Below are 16,822 nucleotides of genomic sequence, written 5' to 3' on the forward strand. Positions count from 1 at the left end.
ACCTCGCAGCGATCACCCGCGGCGCTACGGCGTCGCGGGCTTGCGTTCTGCGATCAGCGTAATGGCCTGTGCCAGGGCCTCTTCGACGCTGAGGTCCGAAGTATCCAGCAAAACGGCATCCTCAGCCGGTTTCATCGGGGCTGTACTCCGCTCGGCATCGCGGGCATCGCGCTCGCGCACATCAGCAAGGACCTGTTCACGGGTCACATCGTCGCCCTTGGCGCTCAGTTCCAGATACCGCCGTTCAGCACGCACCTCGGCGCTGGCGGTGACGAACAGCTTGGCCTCGGCCTCGGGGCAGATCACGGTTCCGATGTCACGCCCGTCCAGCACTGCGCCGCTATCCCGTCGGGCAAAGGCGCGCTGGAAATCGACCAAAGCCGCGCGAACCTCGGGGATCACCGCCACTTTCGACGCGGCCTGAGCGATCTCGGCCGTGCGCAGATCGCCCTGCTGCAACTCCTCGGCGGTCAGGGCCTCGGCCGCCGCGATGGGCTCCATCCCTTCCAGCGTCCGCCGCCCCACCGCGCGGTACAAAAGCCCGGTGTCCAGATGCGCAAAGCCGAAATGTGCCGCAACCCCTTTCGAGATCGTGCCCTTCCCAGCAGCTGCAGGGCCGTCTATGGCGACCGTAAAGCTCATGTGCGTGCGACCTTGGCGCCCAGCGCAGCCATCAGCGGTTCAAAAATCGGGAACGAAGTCGCAATCGGGCCGCCATCATCAACCGAGACCGGCGATTTCGCTCCCATTCCCATCACCATGAACGACATGGCGATGCGGTGATCCAGAAAGCTCTCGCAGGTGCCGCTGCCGGGGACATTGCCGATGCCCAGACCGTCAATCGACCACCAATCCTCGCCCTCATCCACGGTCACGCCATTGGCACGCAACCCGCGGGCCATGGCGTCGATCCGGTCGCTTTCCTTGACGCGCAGCTCTTTCACCCCGCCCATCATCGTGGTGCCCGTGGCATTGGCCGCAACCACAGACAGCACCGGGTATTCGTCAATCATCGAGGCTGCGCGTTCCGGCGGCACGTTGATGCCCTTCATGTTGGGCGAGTATTTCGCGCGCAGGTCAGCGACCGGCTCGCCACCCTCTTCGCGCTCATTCTCATAAGTCAGGTCCGCACCCATCTCGCGCAGCGTGGTAAACAGCCCCGCGCGGGTCGGGTTCAGGCCAATGCCCGGCACCAGCACATCCGAACCCGGCGTGATCAGCGCCGCGCAAACCGGAAAGGCCGCGCTGGACGGGTCACGCGGCACGGCAATAACCTGCGGATTCAACTCGGGGCGACCGGTCAGAGTGATAACCCGGCCCTCATCGGTATCCTCAACGGTGATCTCTGCGCCGAACCCGGCCAGCATCCGTTCGGAATGGTCGCGGGTGGCCTCTTTTTCGATCACCACGGTTTTGCCCGGTGCGTTCAGACCGGCCAACAGCACAGCGGATTTCACCTGCGCCGACGGAACGGGAACCTCATAGCGCACCGGCACGGGTTCTGCCGCGCCCACGATGGTCATCGGTAAACGCCCGCCCGAGCGGCCAACCGATTGCGCCCCAAATAGCGCCAGCGGGTCCGTCACCCGCGCCATGGGGCGTTTGTTCAGGCTGGCATCGCCGGTAAACGTGGCTGAGATCGGGCAGGTCGCCATCGCGCCCATGATCAGCCGCACACCCGTGCCCGAATTGCCGCAATCAATCACCTGATCCGGCTCGGCAAAGCCGCCAACGCCCACGCCATGCACGGTCCATTCACCGCCACCATGATCCGTAACCTCAGCCCCAAAGGCGCGCATGGCCTTGGCGGTATCCAGAACATCCTCACCTTCCAGCAGGCCGGAAATCTTCGTCTCACCCACCGCCATCGCGCCCAAAATCAGCGACCGGTGCGAGATCGACTTGTCGCCGGGCACCTCTGCCGTTCCGGTCAGCGGACCGCAGGGATGCGAGGTCATCGGGATGGGCGTGCCGTGTCCGGACATGGGGGCTCCTGTTTTCGCTATCAGTGCCTTAGCCGATTAGCGAATTGGGGCCAGATGGTCCAGCGGCAATCAGCCCTTGCGGCGGAAGGTCAGGTAGTGCGGCGTGCGCCCTTCGCGCAGAGCTTTCTGTTCATAGCGGGTGGAAATCCAGTCGTCCCACGGTTCGCGCCAATCAGAGGGGCGCTCCGCCAGCCATTCGAACCCCGCGCGCGGCGCTTCCTCGAGCGTTTGGCGGACATAGTCGGGAATGTCCGTCGCCACGCGAAAGATCGAACCCGGTTTCAGCGTCCGCGCCAGCGGCTCCAGGTGCTCCGGGGTCACAAAGCGGCGGCGATGGTGCCGCGTCTTGGGCCACGGATCGGGATAGAGCAGGAACGCGCGGGAAATGCTGGCCTCGGGCAGCACATCGAACAGATCACGCGCATCGCCGGGATGGACGGCGAGGTTCTCAACCCCCGCCTGCCGGATTTTACCCAACAACATGGCGACGCCGTTAATGTAAGGTTCGGCCCCTATGATGCCGATGTCAGGATTGCGCGCAGCCTGATGCACCAGGTGCTCACCACCACCAAAGCCGACCTCAAGCCAGACGTCGCGACCGTCAAACAGCTCCTGCAAGTCCAGCGGCTTGCGTTCAGGGTTGCTCTCCCAATCGACCGCACCCGGGGACAGCGCATCAAGGTCTTCGCTTAGATAGGTCTTCTGGCTTTGCTTCAGGGTTTTGCCTTTGAAGCGGCCATAAAAGTTCCGGCGGGGGCGTTGGGGGATCTCGGTGCTCATGGGCCGAGCCCATACTGTGCCGAAACCACGGACGCAAGAGGGCGACCGGTCCACTCAACAGACCTGCCGCCCCCAAAAAGCACCAGAATAGAGCGCGCCCGAATGGGCGCACCTTTGGTCTAAGATCAGACCGCCGCTTTCAGCGCGTCCGCCAGATCAGTGCTTTCCCAGCTGAAGCCGCCATCGGCATCGGGTTCGCGGCCGAAGTGGCCGTAGGCTGCAGTGCGCTGGTAGATCGGCTTGTTCAGTTGCAGATGCTCGCGGATGCCGCGCGGGGTCAGGTCCATTACCTGGCCCACGGCTTTTTCGATCGCTGCATCTGCGATCTGGCCCGTGCCATGCGTATCCGCGTAGATCGATAGAGGCTTGGACACGCCAATCGCATAGCTGAGCTGGATCGTGCAACGCTCAGCCATACCGGCAGCCACTACATTCTTTGCCAGATAGCGTGCGGCATAGGCGGCCGAACGATCCACTTTGGTCGGGTCTTTACCCGAGAACGCGCCTCCACCGTGAGGTGCTGCACCCCCATAGGTGTCCACGATGATCTTGCGACCAGTCAGGCCAGCATCGCCATCGGGGCCGCCGATCACAAATTTGCCGGTCGGGTTTACGTGCCATTCGGTCTCGGCCGACAGCCAACCTTCGGGAAGAGTCTCGCGGATATAAGGCTCGACTATGGCGCGGATGTCATCCGAGCTCAGCGCCGCGTCCAGATGCTGGGTCGACAGCACGATCGAGCTGACACCGACAGGTTTTCCGTCACGGTAGACAACCGAAAGCTGCGACTTGGCATCGGGGCCCAGCGCAGGCTCGGAGCCGTTTTTGCGCACTTCAGCCAGCCGACGCAGGATCGCGTGGGAATACTGGATCGGAGCCGGCATCAACGCAGGCGTTTCGGTCGTGGCGTAGCCGAACATGATCCCCTGATCGCCTGCCCCTTCGTCCTTGTCATCGGCGGCATCGACACCCTGCGCGATATGGGCGGATTGTTCGTGCAGCAGGTTCGTCACTTCGACGGTTTCGTGGTGGAACTTGTCCTGCTCGTAGCCGATATCCTTGATACAGGCGCGCGCGATGTCGTCGATATGCGCCATGTAGTCGTGCAACTTGTCCTGATCCGACAGGCCAACTTCGCCACCGATGACAACCCGGTTGGTGGTGGCAAACGTCTCGCACGCTACGCGTGCTTCGGGTTCTTCGTTCAAAAAGGCATCAAGTACGGCATCGGAAATACGGTCGCAGACCTTATCCGGGTGCCCTTCGGACACGGATTCCGAAGTGAAAGTATAGTTCTGTCGGGACATGAATGTGCTCCATTAAGATTTCCCCATCACGCCAGGAAGCCGTTGTGACGGGCATGCGAGGGGATACGCCCGCACAAAGCCGGGGTCAATCGGTATTTATGCGTCTACCCGCCGGGCGTTGCGCCAAAGCAGCGCGGTCAGGCCGAATAGCACAAAAAAGACCGGATAGTCGCCGATCCGCGCATACAGTGTCCGAGCCAGCGGGGCAGGCAAAAGCGCGTCGATAAACCCCGCCTCTCCAAGTGGCAGTGCCTTGGTGATCCGCCCCAAAGGGTCGATCATCGCCGAGACACCAGTATTGGCGGCGCGCATCATTGGCAGGCCCTGTTCAACCGCGCGCATTTGGGCTTGGGCGAGGTGCTGATACGGCCCGGACCGAGTGCCAAACCAAGCATCATTGGTGATCTGCATCAGAAAATCCGGGCGCCCCGGTGCCGACAAGACATCTTGCGTGAACACCGCCTCATAGCAGATCAACGGCAGGGCCAGCCCCAGCTTTCCCGCCTCGATTAGCTCAGCGCCCGGACCGGCGCTGAAGCCGTTGCCCGTGGTCGTGGCCATGCCGTGAATGCCGAACCGGGCCATCACGTCCCCAAACGGAACGTATTCGCCAAACGGGGCCAGATGGTGCTTGTCATACAGGCCCTGCTGCTGCCCATCTTCATTCAGGTAGATCATCGAGTTGTAGATCCGGGGCCCATCCCCCCGTTGAATGCCCAGAAAAACCGGCGTTCCCTGCGCGGCTTCGGCAATCGCGTCCAGATGAGGCTGCGCGCTACCCAGCCAAGCGGGAACCGAGGTTTCCGGCCACACGATCAGGTCCGGGCGTGGCTGCTGCGCCGAAAATTCAATCTGGCGGGCAAAGAAAAGCGGAGCATAGTCTGGGTCCCATTTCTGGTGCTGCGGCGCGTTCGGCTGGATCAGACGGACGATGTGTTCGGTATTGGTAACGTCCGGGCGCATCGCGGCGTATCCCAAACCCAGACCTACAAAACCAACCGACAGACACAAAGGCAGGAAAATCCCCTTGCGCCGCGACAGCGCCGCGCCCAGCGGCAGAGTAGCCAGCAAGGTCAACGCCCCCAACCCATAGGGCCCGGTCAGAGCAAGAACCTGCGCCACGCGTGTGTCCACCCAGACCTGCGCCAACCCGGCCCACGGAAACCCGGTCAGCACATAGCCACGCCCCGCTTCTGCCAGCGCGATGATCAGTGCGAGCAAAACAGTTTGCCCCACCCCCGATGCGCCGGGTTTTCGTGCCACCCAAAATGCCAGAGCCCAGAACAGGGCAAGCCCTCCGGCCATAAACACCAGCGCAAAAGGCGCCATCCATCCGTAGCGCGGCGCGTCGACCAGAAATGGCTCAACGATCCAGCTTAGGGCATGGGCGAAATAGCCCGTCGCGAAGGCCCAACCGATCCAGGCCGCCTGCCCCCGGCTTTTGCTGGACAGGTAAACCGGGCCCAGCAGCGTCAGCGCGATAACCGTCGCCCACCAATACCCGAACGGAGCAAGGCCAAAGGCGGCCACGCCACCAAGCACTGCGGCAGACAGGAAGATTAGCCAGAATGGCCAGCCCCCCACAGGGGTCATGCAACAAGATCCGGCAACATTACGCGCAGGCGCTTGATACGACGCGGGTCAGCGTCAATCACTTCGAATTCGGGACCTTCGGGATGCAAAACAACCTCGCCGCGCGCAGGCACGCGGCCGGACAGCATAAAGACCAACCCGCCCAGCGTGTCGATCTCTTCCTCGTCCACATCCTCATGGCTGGTCAGAGACCTTCCAATCTCGGCCTCGAACTCCTCGACTGGGACACGGGCTTGAACGACATAGCAGCCAGGCTTTTCCTGCACCCATAACTGACTTTCGTCAGCATCATGCTCATCTGCAATCTCACCCACAACCTGCTCAATCAGGTCTTCGATGGTCAGCAACCCGTCAACACCACCATATTCGTCGATCACCAAGGCCATATGTCTACGTTCTGTCTGCATCTTGGTCAGCAGAACCCCAATTGGCATCGAGGGCGGAACAAACAGCAAAGTCCGTAACATCGAGACCAGATCGAATTCGGATGATGTTCCGTTGAACCCATGGGTCAGCGCGAAATCCTTAAGGTGCACGAAGCCCAAAGGCGTATCCAGTGTCCCTTCATAAACAGGTATCCGCGACAGACCGCTTTCGCGAAACACCTGCGCAAGCTCGTCTTTGGAGATGGTCGAAGGAACTGACACGATTTCTGCCGTGGGAATGGCCACATCTTCAACCCGCATCCGGCGCAGGTTGATCATGCCGCGTGGCTGTGTCGCCTCAGTGTCATGACCATTCATCGCAGTGGCCTCCCCCTCGGTCGGGGTTGAGAACGCATCTACTATTCGAGAGAAAAACCCTGTCTTCTCTTTGCTGTTTTCGCCGCTGCTCTGCGGTTGCGCGCTTTGCGCCGCCATAGAACTGCCGTCTGTTTCGCCCATTATCCTAGTCCAAATGATCGGCCTGACTGGCCCGTATTAAACTATATATGGGTTATCAATACCCATTTTGCCAAGTATCTCGACCTCAAGCCCCTCCATCAAAGTGGCGTCGGGGTCACGAATGTGATCATAGCCCAGCAGATGTAACAATCCGTGAATGATCAGATGCGTCACGTGATCGTCCATGGGTTTGCCTGCCTCGGCAGCCTCGCGGGTGCAGGTATCGAAGGAAATGGCGATATCCCCAAGAGCGATTTCACCGGTAAAATCGGGCTGCGGATGGTCAGGGATATCGCCTGCGGCCTCGGGCGACAGATCCTCGGCGGGCCAACTCAGCACGTTGGTCGGGCTGGGTTTTTCCCGAAACTCGGCGTTCAGCGCGGCAATGTGGGCATCATCGCAGGCCAGAACACTGACTTCACACAGATCTGCATCCAGATCAAAACGATGGAACACCGCCTGAGCGGCACGGTCTACCAATGCTTCCAGACCTCTCCAACGGGGGTCTTCGACCGTCAGTTCAATAGCCATGTCAATTCGCCCAATACCCGGTATCCGCAGCGCGGGCCTTATCCGGTTTCACGCCCCGCGTCGGCCTCATACGCCTCGATAATGGCGGCGACAAGCGGGTGGCGGACCACATCTTTGGAAGTGAAGTAGTTGAAGCTGATATTCGGGATCGTTTTCAACAAACGTTCCGCATCTGCCAGCCCCGATTGCACCCCGCGCGGCAGATCGACCTGCGAGCGGTCACCGGTGATCACCATCCGGCTACCTTCACCCAGACGGGTCAGGAACATCTTCATCTGCATGGTCGTGGCGTTCTGCGCCTCATCCAGCACCACGAAGGCATTCGCAAGGGTACGCCCCCGCATGAAGGCCAGCGGCGCGATTTCGATCCGCTTTTCCTCGATCAGCTTGGCCAATTGCTTGCCGGGCAAAAAGTCGTTCAGCGCATCATAGAGCGGCTGCATGTAGGGATCGACCTTGTCCTTCATATCGCCGGGCAGGTATCCAAGCTTCTCGCCCGCCTCGACCGCCGGACGGCTGAGGATGATGCGATCCACATGCCCGCCGATGAACATCGACACACCAACAGCAACGGCAAGATAGGTTTTACCCGTGCCTGCCGGCCCTATTCCAAAGGCTAGTTCATTGTTGAACAGCGACTGCACATAGGCTTTCTGCGCATCCGTGCGGGGCTCGACCAGTTTCTTGCGAGTCTTGATCTCGACCGTGCCGCCCTTGAACATCTCAAGCTGATCGCCGTCGCGGCTGCCGGTTCCGGTCTCGGACCCGCCCATGCGCAACTCACGATCCACATCTGCGGCTTCAACCTCGCGCCCGCCTTCCAGACGCGTGTAAAGCGCCTGGAGCACCTCAATCGCCTGTTTCTGGGCTTCCTCGTCACCCATGACGACAAGCTGATTGCCACGGCGCACGATCTGCACCGATAGCTTGTTTTCGATGTCGGTCAGATTGCGGTCATATTCGCCGCAAAGGTCAATCAACAACCGGTTGTCTGGAAATTCAACAAATGCCTCACGCTGGGGCATTTCATCTTGCGGTGGGGTCAGGGCACCGATGGCCAATCCGTTCTCCTGTCTTGGCGTTTCACCCTGAGCGTGACAACAATTGCCGGTAGGTGCAAGCCACAGATTCAAATTTTCCGGATCAGATGACAATTCCGCCGATTGTTTGTGATTTCAGCCAATCATCCCGGTATTCGACAGAGCACCCTCTGCAAATCAGAACGTATAAGTCAGGCCAAACCGAAGACTGCGATACTCCGGCGTGGAACGGGTCGAGAATCCGTTGCCAAATTCGATATCCTCACCCTGAAACTGAACATATTCATATTCGCCGGTAATTGACCAATCGTCGTTCAGGTAATGCTCAGCCCCAATACTCAGCGAGAATCCATCCCGGCTGTCACTCTCCTGAAATGACTGTGTCGTTGCGCCGGTGGTAATGCTGTTTGTCGTTTCGATGTCGCCGCGCACATAGCCAGCGGACACAAAATAAAGGATGGAGCCGCTTTTGTTTGTCAGGCCATTGCGGAAGCGGATGGACAACACGTCCGACACTTCGGACCCGCCGGTGACTGTCGTTCCACTGATCAGCGCGGTTGTTTCATCGTCAATCGAGCCGAACTCATACCCGATTTCAAGGCCGTAAACATAGTCGCGCCCGCCTTTGGCCGGAAGAACACCGCGCCATCCAGCCCGAACGCCACCGAATGACCCGTTCAAGTCCAATTCGCCAATGGGAAACGTGCCGCCTGGTGTGGCCAAACCGAACTGATCCGTTCCGCCACTTGCGTATCCCGCCGTCAATCCCAGATAGAAAGCGCTAACGTCGCGATCAACCCGCTGCGGATCCAATACCGGAGGGTCTGACAAGGCGGCATCGGTATTGCCCGCAATCGCTGCCCCTGAGAGCCCCAAAAGCGAAACCATCACTGCCAAAACAAACTGCAAACAAAGCTTTGTTTTATTTCTTTCGACTACCACTCGCACCCTCCAAGGCCCAGACACTTTGCCCGCGTCAGTACACAACCCGAAAATTCAGAGGCTACAAATGTCGTAGGTCCCTAAAAAATCTGGCTTTTCTCGGAGCATAGAACGAAGCGATAAATCAAGCGTTAATTTTCAGTTCAAATTGACCCTTGGCGTTTTCATCACAGATAGCGCGCGTGTCAGACAAGCTCACCCGCCAGCGAATTCGCGCCCGACGAGGTGATGCGTACGTCTCGCAACTCTCCGATGGCCAAATCCGCGTCGGCCACGTGAACCGAATGAAGATACTCGGATTTTCCGACCATCTGCCCCGGTAGACGACCCGGCTTTTCAAACAAAACACGCACATTTCGGCCCACCATCGCATCCTGAATTTCGCGTTGATGCCGGGTGATCACGGCCTGCAGGCGCTGTAGGCGGTCATCCGCCACCTCAGGATCAACCTGAGACCGCTCGGCCGCCGGCGTTCCCGGACGGGTCGAATATTTGAACGAATACGCGTATCCGTATCTGACTTGCTCAACCAAATCCAATGTCGCCTGAAAATCCGCATCGGTTTCCTCGGGGAAGCCCACGATGAAGTCGCCTGACATCATGATATCCGGCCGTGCCTCGCGAATACGTTCGATCAGACGCAAATAGCTGTCTGCCGTATGGCTGCGGTTCATTCGCTTCAGAATTCGATCCGAGCCCGACTGAACCGGCAGATGCAAATAGGGCATCAGCTTGTCGCATGTTCCGTGCGCCTCGATCAGGTCATCGGCCATGTCGTTGGGGTGCGACGTGGTGAACCGGATACGCTCCAGCCCGTCAACCTTGTTCAACTCCCAGATCAGCCCGGCCAGCGTCATGTCACCGTTGGGTCCGGCCCCGTGATAGGCGTTGACGTTCTGACCCAGCAAAGTGATCTCACGCACGCCGCGTTCGACCAGATCCTGCGCCTCACGGATGATGCGATCCGCCGGGCGGCTAACCTCGGCCCCGCGGGTATAGGGCACAACGCAGAAGGCACAGAACTTGTCGCAGCCTTCCTGAACGGTCAAAAACGCCGTCGGGCCACGCTTGGCTTTGGGCCGGTTCTTGAGCTTTTCGAACTTGTCTTCCTCGGGGAAGTCGGTGTCCAGCGCCTTGGCGCCCTCGCGGGTCTTGGCCTCCATCTCGGGCAGACGGTGGTAGCTTTGCGGCCCCACCACCAGATCGACCAGAGGCTGACGACGCATGATCTCTTCACCCTCGGCCTGTGCAACACAACCGGCCACACCGATCTTCAAATCGGGCTTTTCCGCTTTCAGCCCTTTGAAGCGACCCAACTCGGAATAGACCTTCTCAGCCGCCTTTTCGCGGATATGGCAGGTATTCAGCAGAATCATATCCGCGTCATCGGGGCTTTGGGTTTCCACATATCCCTGACCGCCCAGCGTTTCGGCCATACGCTCGCTGTCATAGACGTTCATCTGGCAACCATAGGTCTTGATGTACAGCTTTTTGGGTTCCGACATGGGTAAGGCCTTTGCGTTCGCGGGATCGGCGTCGTCTATACCTTACGAACGCCGCTTGCAATGCCCGCGCGATTACCCGATTTTGGCCCGAAACGCCAGCAAGACGAGCGCGAACAGGCCATGCAATACGACTCGGTGAATTCCTTTCTGCGATCTGGTATACCCACGCTGTCAAAAGGCCCAATTGCTCTGATCTTTGCCGAGGATGAGGTCGAGGTCGAAAGCACGATCCGTCACCACCTGAACCTCGGCTTCGCTGCGCTGGTAGCCTTCATGCCCACCGAATTCACTTTGTCCGACGATCTGGCCGAGCGCATACACCGTGTCACTTTGACCTGCGCCCCGCGCACAGTCGTCTTCGACACGATCAATACTATGATCGCATCGGCCCCGACGCGTTGGATGTATTATTGCTACAACGCCGAATACCTGTTCTTCCCCTTCTGCGAGACCCGCACCATCGGCGAGATGCTGGCCTTTCACACCGAAGAACGCCGTGATGCAATGTTGACCCACGTGGTCGACCTCTATGCTGACGATCTGGCGGCTTTCCCCAACGGGGTTGCTCCGGATCGCGCGATGCTGGACCGAAGCGGGTACTACGCACACACCCGCCACACGCCCGACGGCCACCCGGTTGAACGGCAGTTGGACATGTCAGGGGGGCTGCGCTGGCGGTTTGAAGATCACATTCCTTATGAACGCCGCCGCATCGACCGGATTGGTCTGTTCAAATCCCGCAAGGGCCTGACGCTCCGGTCAGATCACACGTTCAACACACAGGAATACAACACCTATTCCTGCCCCTGGCATCATAACCTGACGGCTGCGATCTGTTCCTTCCGTGCGGCAAAGGCTCTGAAATCAAACGCAGGATCGACCTTTGAAATCCCAAGTTTTCAATGGCGCAACTCGGTCGCGTTCGAATGGACCTCAAACCAGTTGCTGGACCTGGGCCTGATCGAACCGGGACAATGGTTCTGATCCGCCCTTCATCTGGCCAAAAATATCCCGGGGGAGGTGCGGCCCCGCCGCGCCGGGCGCAGAGCCCCCTATCGCGGCCACACCATCGGAAACCAATCCTCGCGCAGGCGCTGCCCCGGCACCATGTCATGGCCCGGAAACGGGGGTGAGGTGCGGCCGGGTCGCTCCACATAGCGCGCATCATCCCCCACCAACCGCAACGAAAACGCGCGGCGGCGACTGTCTGAGTGATTCCCGCGTGCGCCGTGCAATGTGCGATAGTTGAAAGCTACCGCGTCGCCCGGCTGCATTTCGAATTCGACCACATTCATCCCTTCGGTGTCCGGGTCAGGTACAGGGATGTACTGGCCCTCATCCGCAAAGAACCCCTCCTCAGACACCCAGCGGGTCGGCAAAACCTCTTTCTCCCACCGATGCGATCCGGCCACGCAGCGCAAGGTGGCCTGTGACACCGAGTCCAGCGGGGACCAAAAGCTGATCGTCTGCCGACCCTCGACAAAGTAATACGGCCCATCCTGATGCCAGGGCGTCGCCATCGAGGTCCCCGGCTCTTTCACCAGCACATGATCGTGAAACATTTGCACTGTCTGCGATTGCATAAGATCCGCCGCGACCTCGGCCGCCGGAGAGTTGTGGACTACGTCCTGAAACTGCTCGATTCGCGACCAGTTGCAGTAGTCGTCAAAGAACAGTCCCGTTTCGCCCTGTTTCTTGTTGTCCGAGGCATATGGACCGGGATCCGCCATATTCGCTGCTACTCCGTCGCGCAGGCGATCAACGTAGTCGGCAAACAGCCCCCTGATCAGCACGACGCCGTCACGCTGATAAGTGTCGATCATGTCTTGCGTCACAAGGGAGTGGGTCATGTTCGTCTCCGAGCCGGTTGTGCGATGATCTGCGCATGGCATTGCACTCTGTTCAAGTCATATCTTTTGAAGGTAGATATAAAATCATGTTATATCTTTCTCTACGACAGTACGAATATGTCTGCGCCATCGGTCGACATGGGGGCCTGTCGGCGGCAGCGCAGTACCTGAATGTGTCGCAACCCGCCCTGTCCAACGCCCTGACACGGGTCGAAGAACAAGTGGGCCACCCACTATTCACCCGCAAACGCGGCGCAGCCATGAGCCTGACGCCGCAAGGGCGCAGGTTCATCGAACAGGCCGAGGCCCTGCTGGCCCGCGCAGCTCAACTGGAAAACGCATCCGCCGAGGGACCTGCGGCGGCGCGCCTGCGCTTGGGATGTTTCGAAGATCTTGCGCCGTTCCTGCTGGCGCGTTCTTTACGCCTGTTGCGCAGGGAACTCCCAGATGTCGCTGTGACCTACCGCGTGGCGGATTTTCAGGGCCTAGTTTCGGGCCTGGTTCAGGGGGAAATCGACTTGGCATTCACCTACGGCCTGACTTTGGATGCTGGCTTCTCGACGACGCAGTTGTTTGCAAATTCCCCGAACGCGGTGATGTCTCCGGATCACCCGCTTGCGGGGCGGGAACACGTCTTGTTAAGTGACGTGGCCGCCTATCCCTTGATCCTGTCGGATGAAGGGCTTTCGGCACAACATTTTCTCAATCTCTTCCGCTCAGCCGGACAGACCCCAAAGGTTGCCCACCGGGCAGCATCGCTGGAAATTCAACGCAGCTTTGCGGCGCATGAAGAAGGGGTTGCGATGACTTATGCCAACATCCCAGCCCCGCTCAGCTACGACGGAACGCCTCTGGTCAGCCTGCCCGTCACTGACCAGATCGCGCGCGAGCCGGTTGTGCTGGCGCGGCACGGTACGGGACCGCTGGATGCGCTTACCGAACGGGCGCAACAGGTCCTGGCTGAATTATCGACGTAAGGTTATTTCTTCCGCAGACGGATCACCACATCGACCGACGCGACTTCGACCCCCTCAGGCGCGTCAGGCAGGCGCTGAATCACCAACTGGTCCGACGGCGCATCGCTCAGGCGGCCTTCGTCTTCCCAGAAGAAATGCGGATGGTCATGGGTGTTGGTGTCGAAATAGCTTTTCGAACCGTCCACGGTGATTTCCTGCAACACCCCGGCCTCGCAGAACGCGCGCAGCGTGTTGTAGACCGTCGCCAAAGACACAGCATCGCCGTTCTTTTTGGCCGATTCAAACAGGCTTTCCGCGGTGACATGACGATGATTTCCGTCACCCACCAAAAGCTCCGCCAGGGCCACGCGCTGACGTGTCGGGCGCAATCCGGCGTGAACCAACCAATTATTGGCTATGCTCTGGCTTTCTGGTGTCATGAATCCGATACCGATTTGTTGCTTGTGTATATATAAGTGCTGAGGCCTAGGAATTTCAAATGAAATTCATTCGCAAGAACAGACGGAACTGGTCATGATGTATGTCACCGCTCTTGCAGGACCTTGCATACGGGTGCTAGACGAGGCCAGATTAGATAAACGGACCCCTGGCAGGAGAGGCGGCAAGAATGGCCCAATTCCCGAGCAGCTTTGACAAGGATGATCTGCTGAAATGCGCCCGTGGCGAATTATTCGGCCCCGGTAACGCGCAGTTGCCCGCCCCGCCGATGCTGATGATGGACCGGATTACCGATATCTCAGCCGATGGTGGAGCCCATGGCAAAGGTCATGTTTTGGCGGAATTCGACATTACTCCGGACCTGTGGTTCTTTGACTGCCACTTCCCCGGCAACCCGATTATGCCCGGTTGTCTGGGGCTGGATGGCCTGTGGCAGCTGACCGGCTTTAACCTGGGCTGGCGCGGCTGGCAGGGGCGTGGCATGGCTGTTGGCGTGGGCGAGGTCAAGCTGACCGGCATGGTCCGCCCCGACCGCAAGATGCTGACTTACAAAATTGATTTCAAAAAAGCGATCCAGACGCGCCGCCTGACCATGGGTGTGGCGGATGGTATCGTCGAAGCGGACGGTGAAATGATTTACGACGTCAAGGACATGAAAGTCGTCCTGTCCGAAGCCTGAGCCTGATCGGCCCGAAATAAGGAGCACGCATATGCGTCGAGTAGTTGTCACCGGTTTGGGGATTGTCTCCTCCATCGGGAACAATGCCCAAGAGGTTCTGGCCTCACTTAAAGCTGGCAAATCCGGCATTGAGGCCAACGACCAGATGGTCGAACACGGTTTCCGCAGCCAGATTGCAGGGTCGCTGAAGATCGACGTGACCGAGTATGTGGACAAGCGAACCTTGCGTTTCATGGGTCCCGGCGCGGCTTATGCCCATATCGCGATGAGCCAGGCGATCGCAGATTCCGGTCTGACCGAAGATCAGGTGGTGAACCCGCGCACAGGTCTGGTGGCCGGCTCGGGTGGCCCCTCGACCAGTGCGATGCTGACTGCGCACCAAACCGTACTGAAGAATGGCGCGACCAAGCGGATCGGGCCGTTTGCGGTGCCGAAATGCATGTGCTCAACGATTTCGGCCAACCTTGCGACCGCGTTCAAGATCAAGGGCATTAACTACTCGATCACCTCGGCTTGCTCGACCTCACTGCATTGCATCGGCAACGCGGCGGAACAGATCATGCTGGGCAAGCAGGACGTGATGTTTGCAGGCGGCGGCGAAGAGCTGGACTGGACGCTGTCCTGCCTGTTTGACGCGATGGGCGCGATGTCTTCGAAATACAATGACACGCCGGACAAAGCCTCGCGCGCCTTTGACCAGAATCGCGACGGTTTCGTGATTTCCGGCGGCGGCGGCATTGTCGTGCTGGAGGATCTGGATCACGCGTTGGCACGCGGTGCCAAGATCTATGCCGAAGTGACCGGTTATGCCGCAACCTCGGACGGGCATGACATGGTGGCCCCTTCGGGTGAAGGCGGCGAACGCGCGATGCGTCTGGCCCTGTCCACCCTGCCCGAAGGCCGAAAGGTTGGATACATCAACGCCCACGGCACCTCGACCCCGGTCGGCGATGTGGGCGAGGTTGAAGCCGTACGCCGCATCTTTGGTGAAGGCAACGTGCCGCCGATTTCCTCGACCAAGTCGATGACCGGCCACGCGCAAGGTGCCGCAGGCGCGTTAGAGGCGATCTTCTGCTTGCTGATGCTGGACAATGATTTCATTACACCGTCGATCAATGTCGAAACGCTCGCCGAAGGCATCCAGCCCGGTGAAATTGCAACGCAAGTTGTTGAAAATGCGGGACTCGACTCGGTGATGACCAACAGCTTTGGCTTTGGCGGCACCAACGGATCCATGGTTCTTTCAAAGTATAACGGGTGAATGTGATGTCGGATCTTCTTAAAGGCAAACGCGGCCTGATCATGGGCGTGGCGAACGACCGCTCGATCGCGTGGGGTATCGCCAAAGCCATGCACGAGGCCGGTGCCGAACTGGCATTCACCTATCAGGGCGAGGCTTTTGGTAAACGGCTGGAGCCGCTGGCCCAGAGCCTCGGCAGCGACTTCATGGTCGACGCCGATGTCACCGATGACGACTCGCTGGACCGAGCGTTCGGCGAGCTGGGCGAACGCTGGCCCACCATTGATTTCGTGGTTCATGCGATTGCCTATTCGGACAAGTCGGAACTGACCGGCCGCTTCCTGAACACCACGCGGGCGAATTTCAAACACTCGATGGACGTGTCGGCCTATTCCTTCATCGAGGTCGCGCGCCGCGCCTATCCGATGATGAAAGACAATGGTGGCACGCTGCTGACGTTGACATATCAGGGTTCGAACCGCGTGGTTCCGAACTACAACGTGATGGGTGTGGCCAAGGCAGCGCTGGAATCGGCGACGCGCTATCTGGCCAATGATCTTGGCCCCGAAGGCATTCGCGTCAACGCCATCTCGCCCGGTCCGATGAAAACGCTGGCCGGTGCGGCCATCGGTGGCGCACGCAAGACCTACAAGTTCTGCGACCAGAACGCGCCCATGCGTTCGAACGCTACGCTTGAGGCCGTAGGCGGCACCGCTGTTTATTTGGCATCCGAGGCCGGGGCATGCACCTCGGGCGAGATCATCAAGGTAGATGGTGGCTTCCACGTTCTGGGCATGCCGCAGCCTGACTTTATGTGACCCCAATTTTCCCTGCCGGTGCCCAGATTTTACCATCTTTCACCGGCAGGGATACGGGTATGAGCAAAGCTGAACATATCGCGGCAAGCACCGCACGCACGTCCCGATCCCGTCGCAAGTCTGGATTTTTGGGTGCGCGAGGGCGTATAGCTCTGCTGGGCCTGACCACAATGCTGATGCTGTTTGTGTATTTTACCCAGCCGCAGGTCAGAACCGCAGTCGCATCCTGGACCAGCCTGCTGACAGGCTGATC

18 protein-coding genes and 1 riboswitch are annotated in these 16,822 nt (G+C 59.4%); of the genes, 6 read left to right on the forward strand and 12 right to left on the reverse strand.

Annotated features, from left to right (window positions below; genetic code table 11):
- Positions 1-24: 24 nt before the first annotated feature.
- The 10 genes from ACR3E7_RS09620 to miaB all read right to left on the reverse strand — a co-directional run bounded on the left by ACR3E7_RS09620 (position 25) and on the right by miaB (position 10,567).
- Positions 25-642 carry a (d)CMP kinase gene (locus tag ACR3E7_RS09620; protein ID WP_170769914.1) on the reverse strand — a complete coding sequence of 206 codons (618 nt, stop codon included), beginning with the start codon at positions 640-642 and terminating at the stop codon, positions 25-27.
- On the reverse strand, positions 639-1,985 hold the full coding sequence (gene aroA / locus ACR3E7_RS09625) for a 3-phosphoshikimate 1-carboxyvinyltransferase (protein WP_480502834.1): 1,347 nt from the start codon (positions 1,983-1,985) through the stop codon (positions 639-641). The genes ACR3E7_RS09620 and aroA overlap by 4 nt, the downstream gene beginning before the upstream one ends.
- A 69-nt stretch (positions 1,986-2,054) precedes the next feature.
- Positions 2,055-2,765, reverse strand: a complete 711-nt coding sequence (gene trmB, locus ACR3E7_RS09630; RefSeq protein WP_480502835.1) for a tRNA (guanine(46)-N(7))-methyltransferase TrmB — start codon at positions 2,763-2,765, stop codon at positions 2,055-2,057.
- A gap of 125 nt (positions 2,766-2,890) precedes the next feature.
- Positions 2,891-4,072, reverse strand: coding sequence for a methionine adenosyltransferase (gene metK, locus ACR3E7_RS09635; RefSeq protein WP_170782922.1), 1,182 nt, complete (start codon positions 4,070-4,072; stop codon positions 2,891-2,893).
- Positions 4,073-4,077: 5 nt separating this feature from the next.
- A riboswitch (SAM-SAH riboswitch) is annotated at positions 4,078-4,126 on the reverse strand.
- Between the two features lie 42 nt (positions 4,127-4,168).
- Positions 4,169-5,665 carry an apolipoprotein N-acyltransferase gene (lnt, locus tag ACR3E7_RS09640; protein WP_480502836.1) on the reverse strand — a complete coding sequence of 499 codons (1,497 nt, stop codon included), beginning with the start codon at positions 5,663-5,665 and terminating at the stop codon, positions 4,169-4,171.
- The gene (locus tag ACR3E7_RS09645; RefSeq protein WP_480502838.1) at positions 5,662-6,549 is read right to left on the reverse strand and encodes a hemolysin family protein; all 888 of its coding nucleotides are present in this window, start codon (positions 6,547-6,549) and stop codon (positions 5,662-5,664) included. The genes lnt and ACR3E7_RS09645 overlap by 4 nt, the downstream gene beginning before the upstream one ends.
- Before the next feature lie 36 nt (positions 6,550-6,585).
- On the reverse strand, positions 6,586-7,080 hold the full coding sequence (ybeY, locus tag ACR3E7_RS09650) for an rRNA maturation RNase YbeY (RefSeq protein ID WP_170782924.1): 495 nt from the start codon (positions 7,078-7,080) through the stop codon (positions 6,586-6,588).
- 38 nt (positions 7,081-7,118) lie between these two features.
- The gene (locus ACR3E7_RS09655) at positions 7,119-8,141 is read right to left on the reverse strand and encodes a PhoH family protein (RefSeq protein WP_170790346.1); all 1,023 of its coding nucleotides are present in this window, start codon (positions 8,139-8,141) and stop codon (positions 7,119-7,121) included.
- A gap of 156 nt (positions 8,142-8,297) precedes the next feature.
- On the reverse strand, positions 8,298-9,008 hold the full coding sequence (locus ACR3E7_RS09660; protein WP_170770592.1) for an outer membrane protein: 711 nt from the start codon (positions 9,006-9,008) through the stop codon (positions 8,298-8,300).
- Between the two features lie 239 nt (positions 9,009-9,247).
- Positions 9,248-10,567, reverse strand: a complete 1,320-nt coding sequence (gene miaB / locus ACR3E7_RS09665) for a tRNA (N6-isopentenyl adenosine(37)-C2)-methylthiotransferase MiaB (RefSeq protein WP_170769906.1) — start codon at positions 10,565-10,567, stop codon at positions 9,248-9,250.
- A gap of 120 nt (positions 10,568-10,687) precedes the next feature.
- Between miaB and ACR3E7_RS09670 the strand changes: the two genes are divergently transcribed.
- On the forward strand, positions 10,688-11,551 hold the full coding sequence (locus tag ACR3E7_RS09670) for a glycosyltransferase family protein (protein ID WP_170783006.1): 864 nt from the start codon (positions 10,688-10,690) through the stop codon (positions 11,549-11,551).
- A 68-nt stretch (positions 11,552-11,619) separates the two neighbouring features.
- Here the strand turns inward: ACR3E7_RS09670 and ACR3E7_RS09675 are convergent, their stop codons facing one another.
- Positions 11,620-12,417, reverse strand: a complete 798-nt coding sequence (locus tag ACR3E7_RS09675; RefSeq protein WP_480502839.1) for a phytanoyl-CoA dioxygenase family protein — start codon at positions 12,415-12,417, stop codon at positions 11,620-11,622.
- Positions 12,418-12,503: 86 nt separating this feature from the next.
- Between ACR3E7_RS09675 and ACR3E7_RS09680 the strand changes: the two genes are divergently transcribed.
- Positions 12,504-13,394, forward strand: coding sequence for a LysR family transcriptional regulator (locus ACR3E7_RS09680; protein WP_480502840.1), 891 nt, complete (start codon positions 12,504-12,506; stop codon positions 13,392-13,394).
- 2 nt (positions 13,395-13,396) lie between these two features.
- Here ACR3E7_RS09680 and irrA read toward each other — a convergent pair whose 3' ends face one another.
- Positions 13,397-13,813 carry an iron response transcriptional regulator IrrA gene (gene irrA, locus ACR3E7_RS09685; RefSeq protein WP_480502841.1) on the reverse strand — a complete coding sequence of 139 codons (417 nt, stop codon included), beginning with the start codon at positions 13,811-13,813 and terminating at the stop codon, positions 13,397-13,399.
- A gap of 188 nt (positions 13,814-14,001) precedes the next feature.
- On the opposite strand from irrA, the gene fabA reads away from it, so the two are divergent.
- From fabA to ACR3E7_RS09705, 4 genes are read left to right on the forward strand one after another with little or no spacing between them, the layout of a single operon-like run.
- Positions 14,002-14,511, forward strand: coding sequence for a bifunctional 3-hydroxydecanoyl-ACP dehydratase/trans-2-decenoyl-ACP isomerase (gene fabA / locus ACR3E7_RS09690; RefSeq protein ID WP_170326986.1), 510 nt, complete (start codon positions 14,002-14,004; stop codon positions 14,509-14,511).
- Between the two features lie 31 nt (positions 14,512-14,542).
- Complete coding sequence (gene fabB, locus ACR3E7_RS09695; protein ID WP_170354844.1) at positions 14,543-15,772, forward strand: beta-ketoacyl-ACP synthase I; 1,230 nt, start codon at positions 14,543-14,545, stop codon at positions 15,770-15,772.
- 5 nt (positions 15,773-15,777) lie between these two features.
- The gene (locus ACR3E7_RS09700; protein WP_170782930.1) at positions 15,778-16,569 is read left to right on the forward strand and encodes an enoyl-ACP reductase FabI; all 792 of its coding nucleotides are present in this window, start codon (positions 15,778-15,780) and stop codon (positions 16,567-16,569) included.
- 59 nt (positions 16,570-16,628) lie between these two features.
- Entirely contained in the window at positions 16,629-16,820 is a 192-nt protein-coding gene (locus ACR3E7_RS09705; RefSeq protein WP_170769900.1) for a hypothetical protein, read from the forward strand.
- Positions 16,821-16,822: the final 2 nt, after the last annotated feature.

The organism is Ruegeria sp. BK1 (assembly GCF_056535645.1).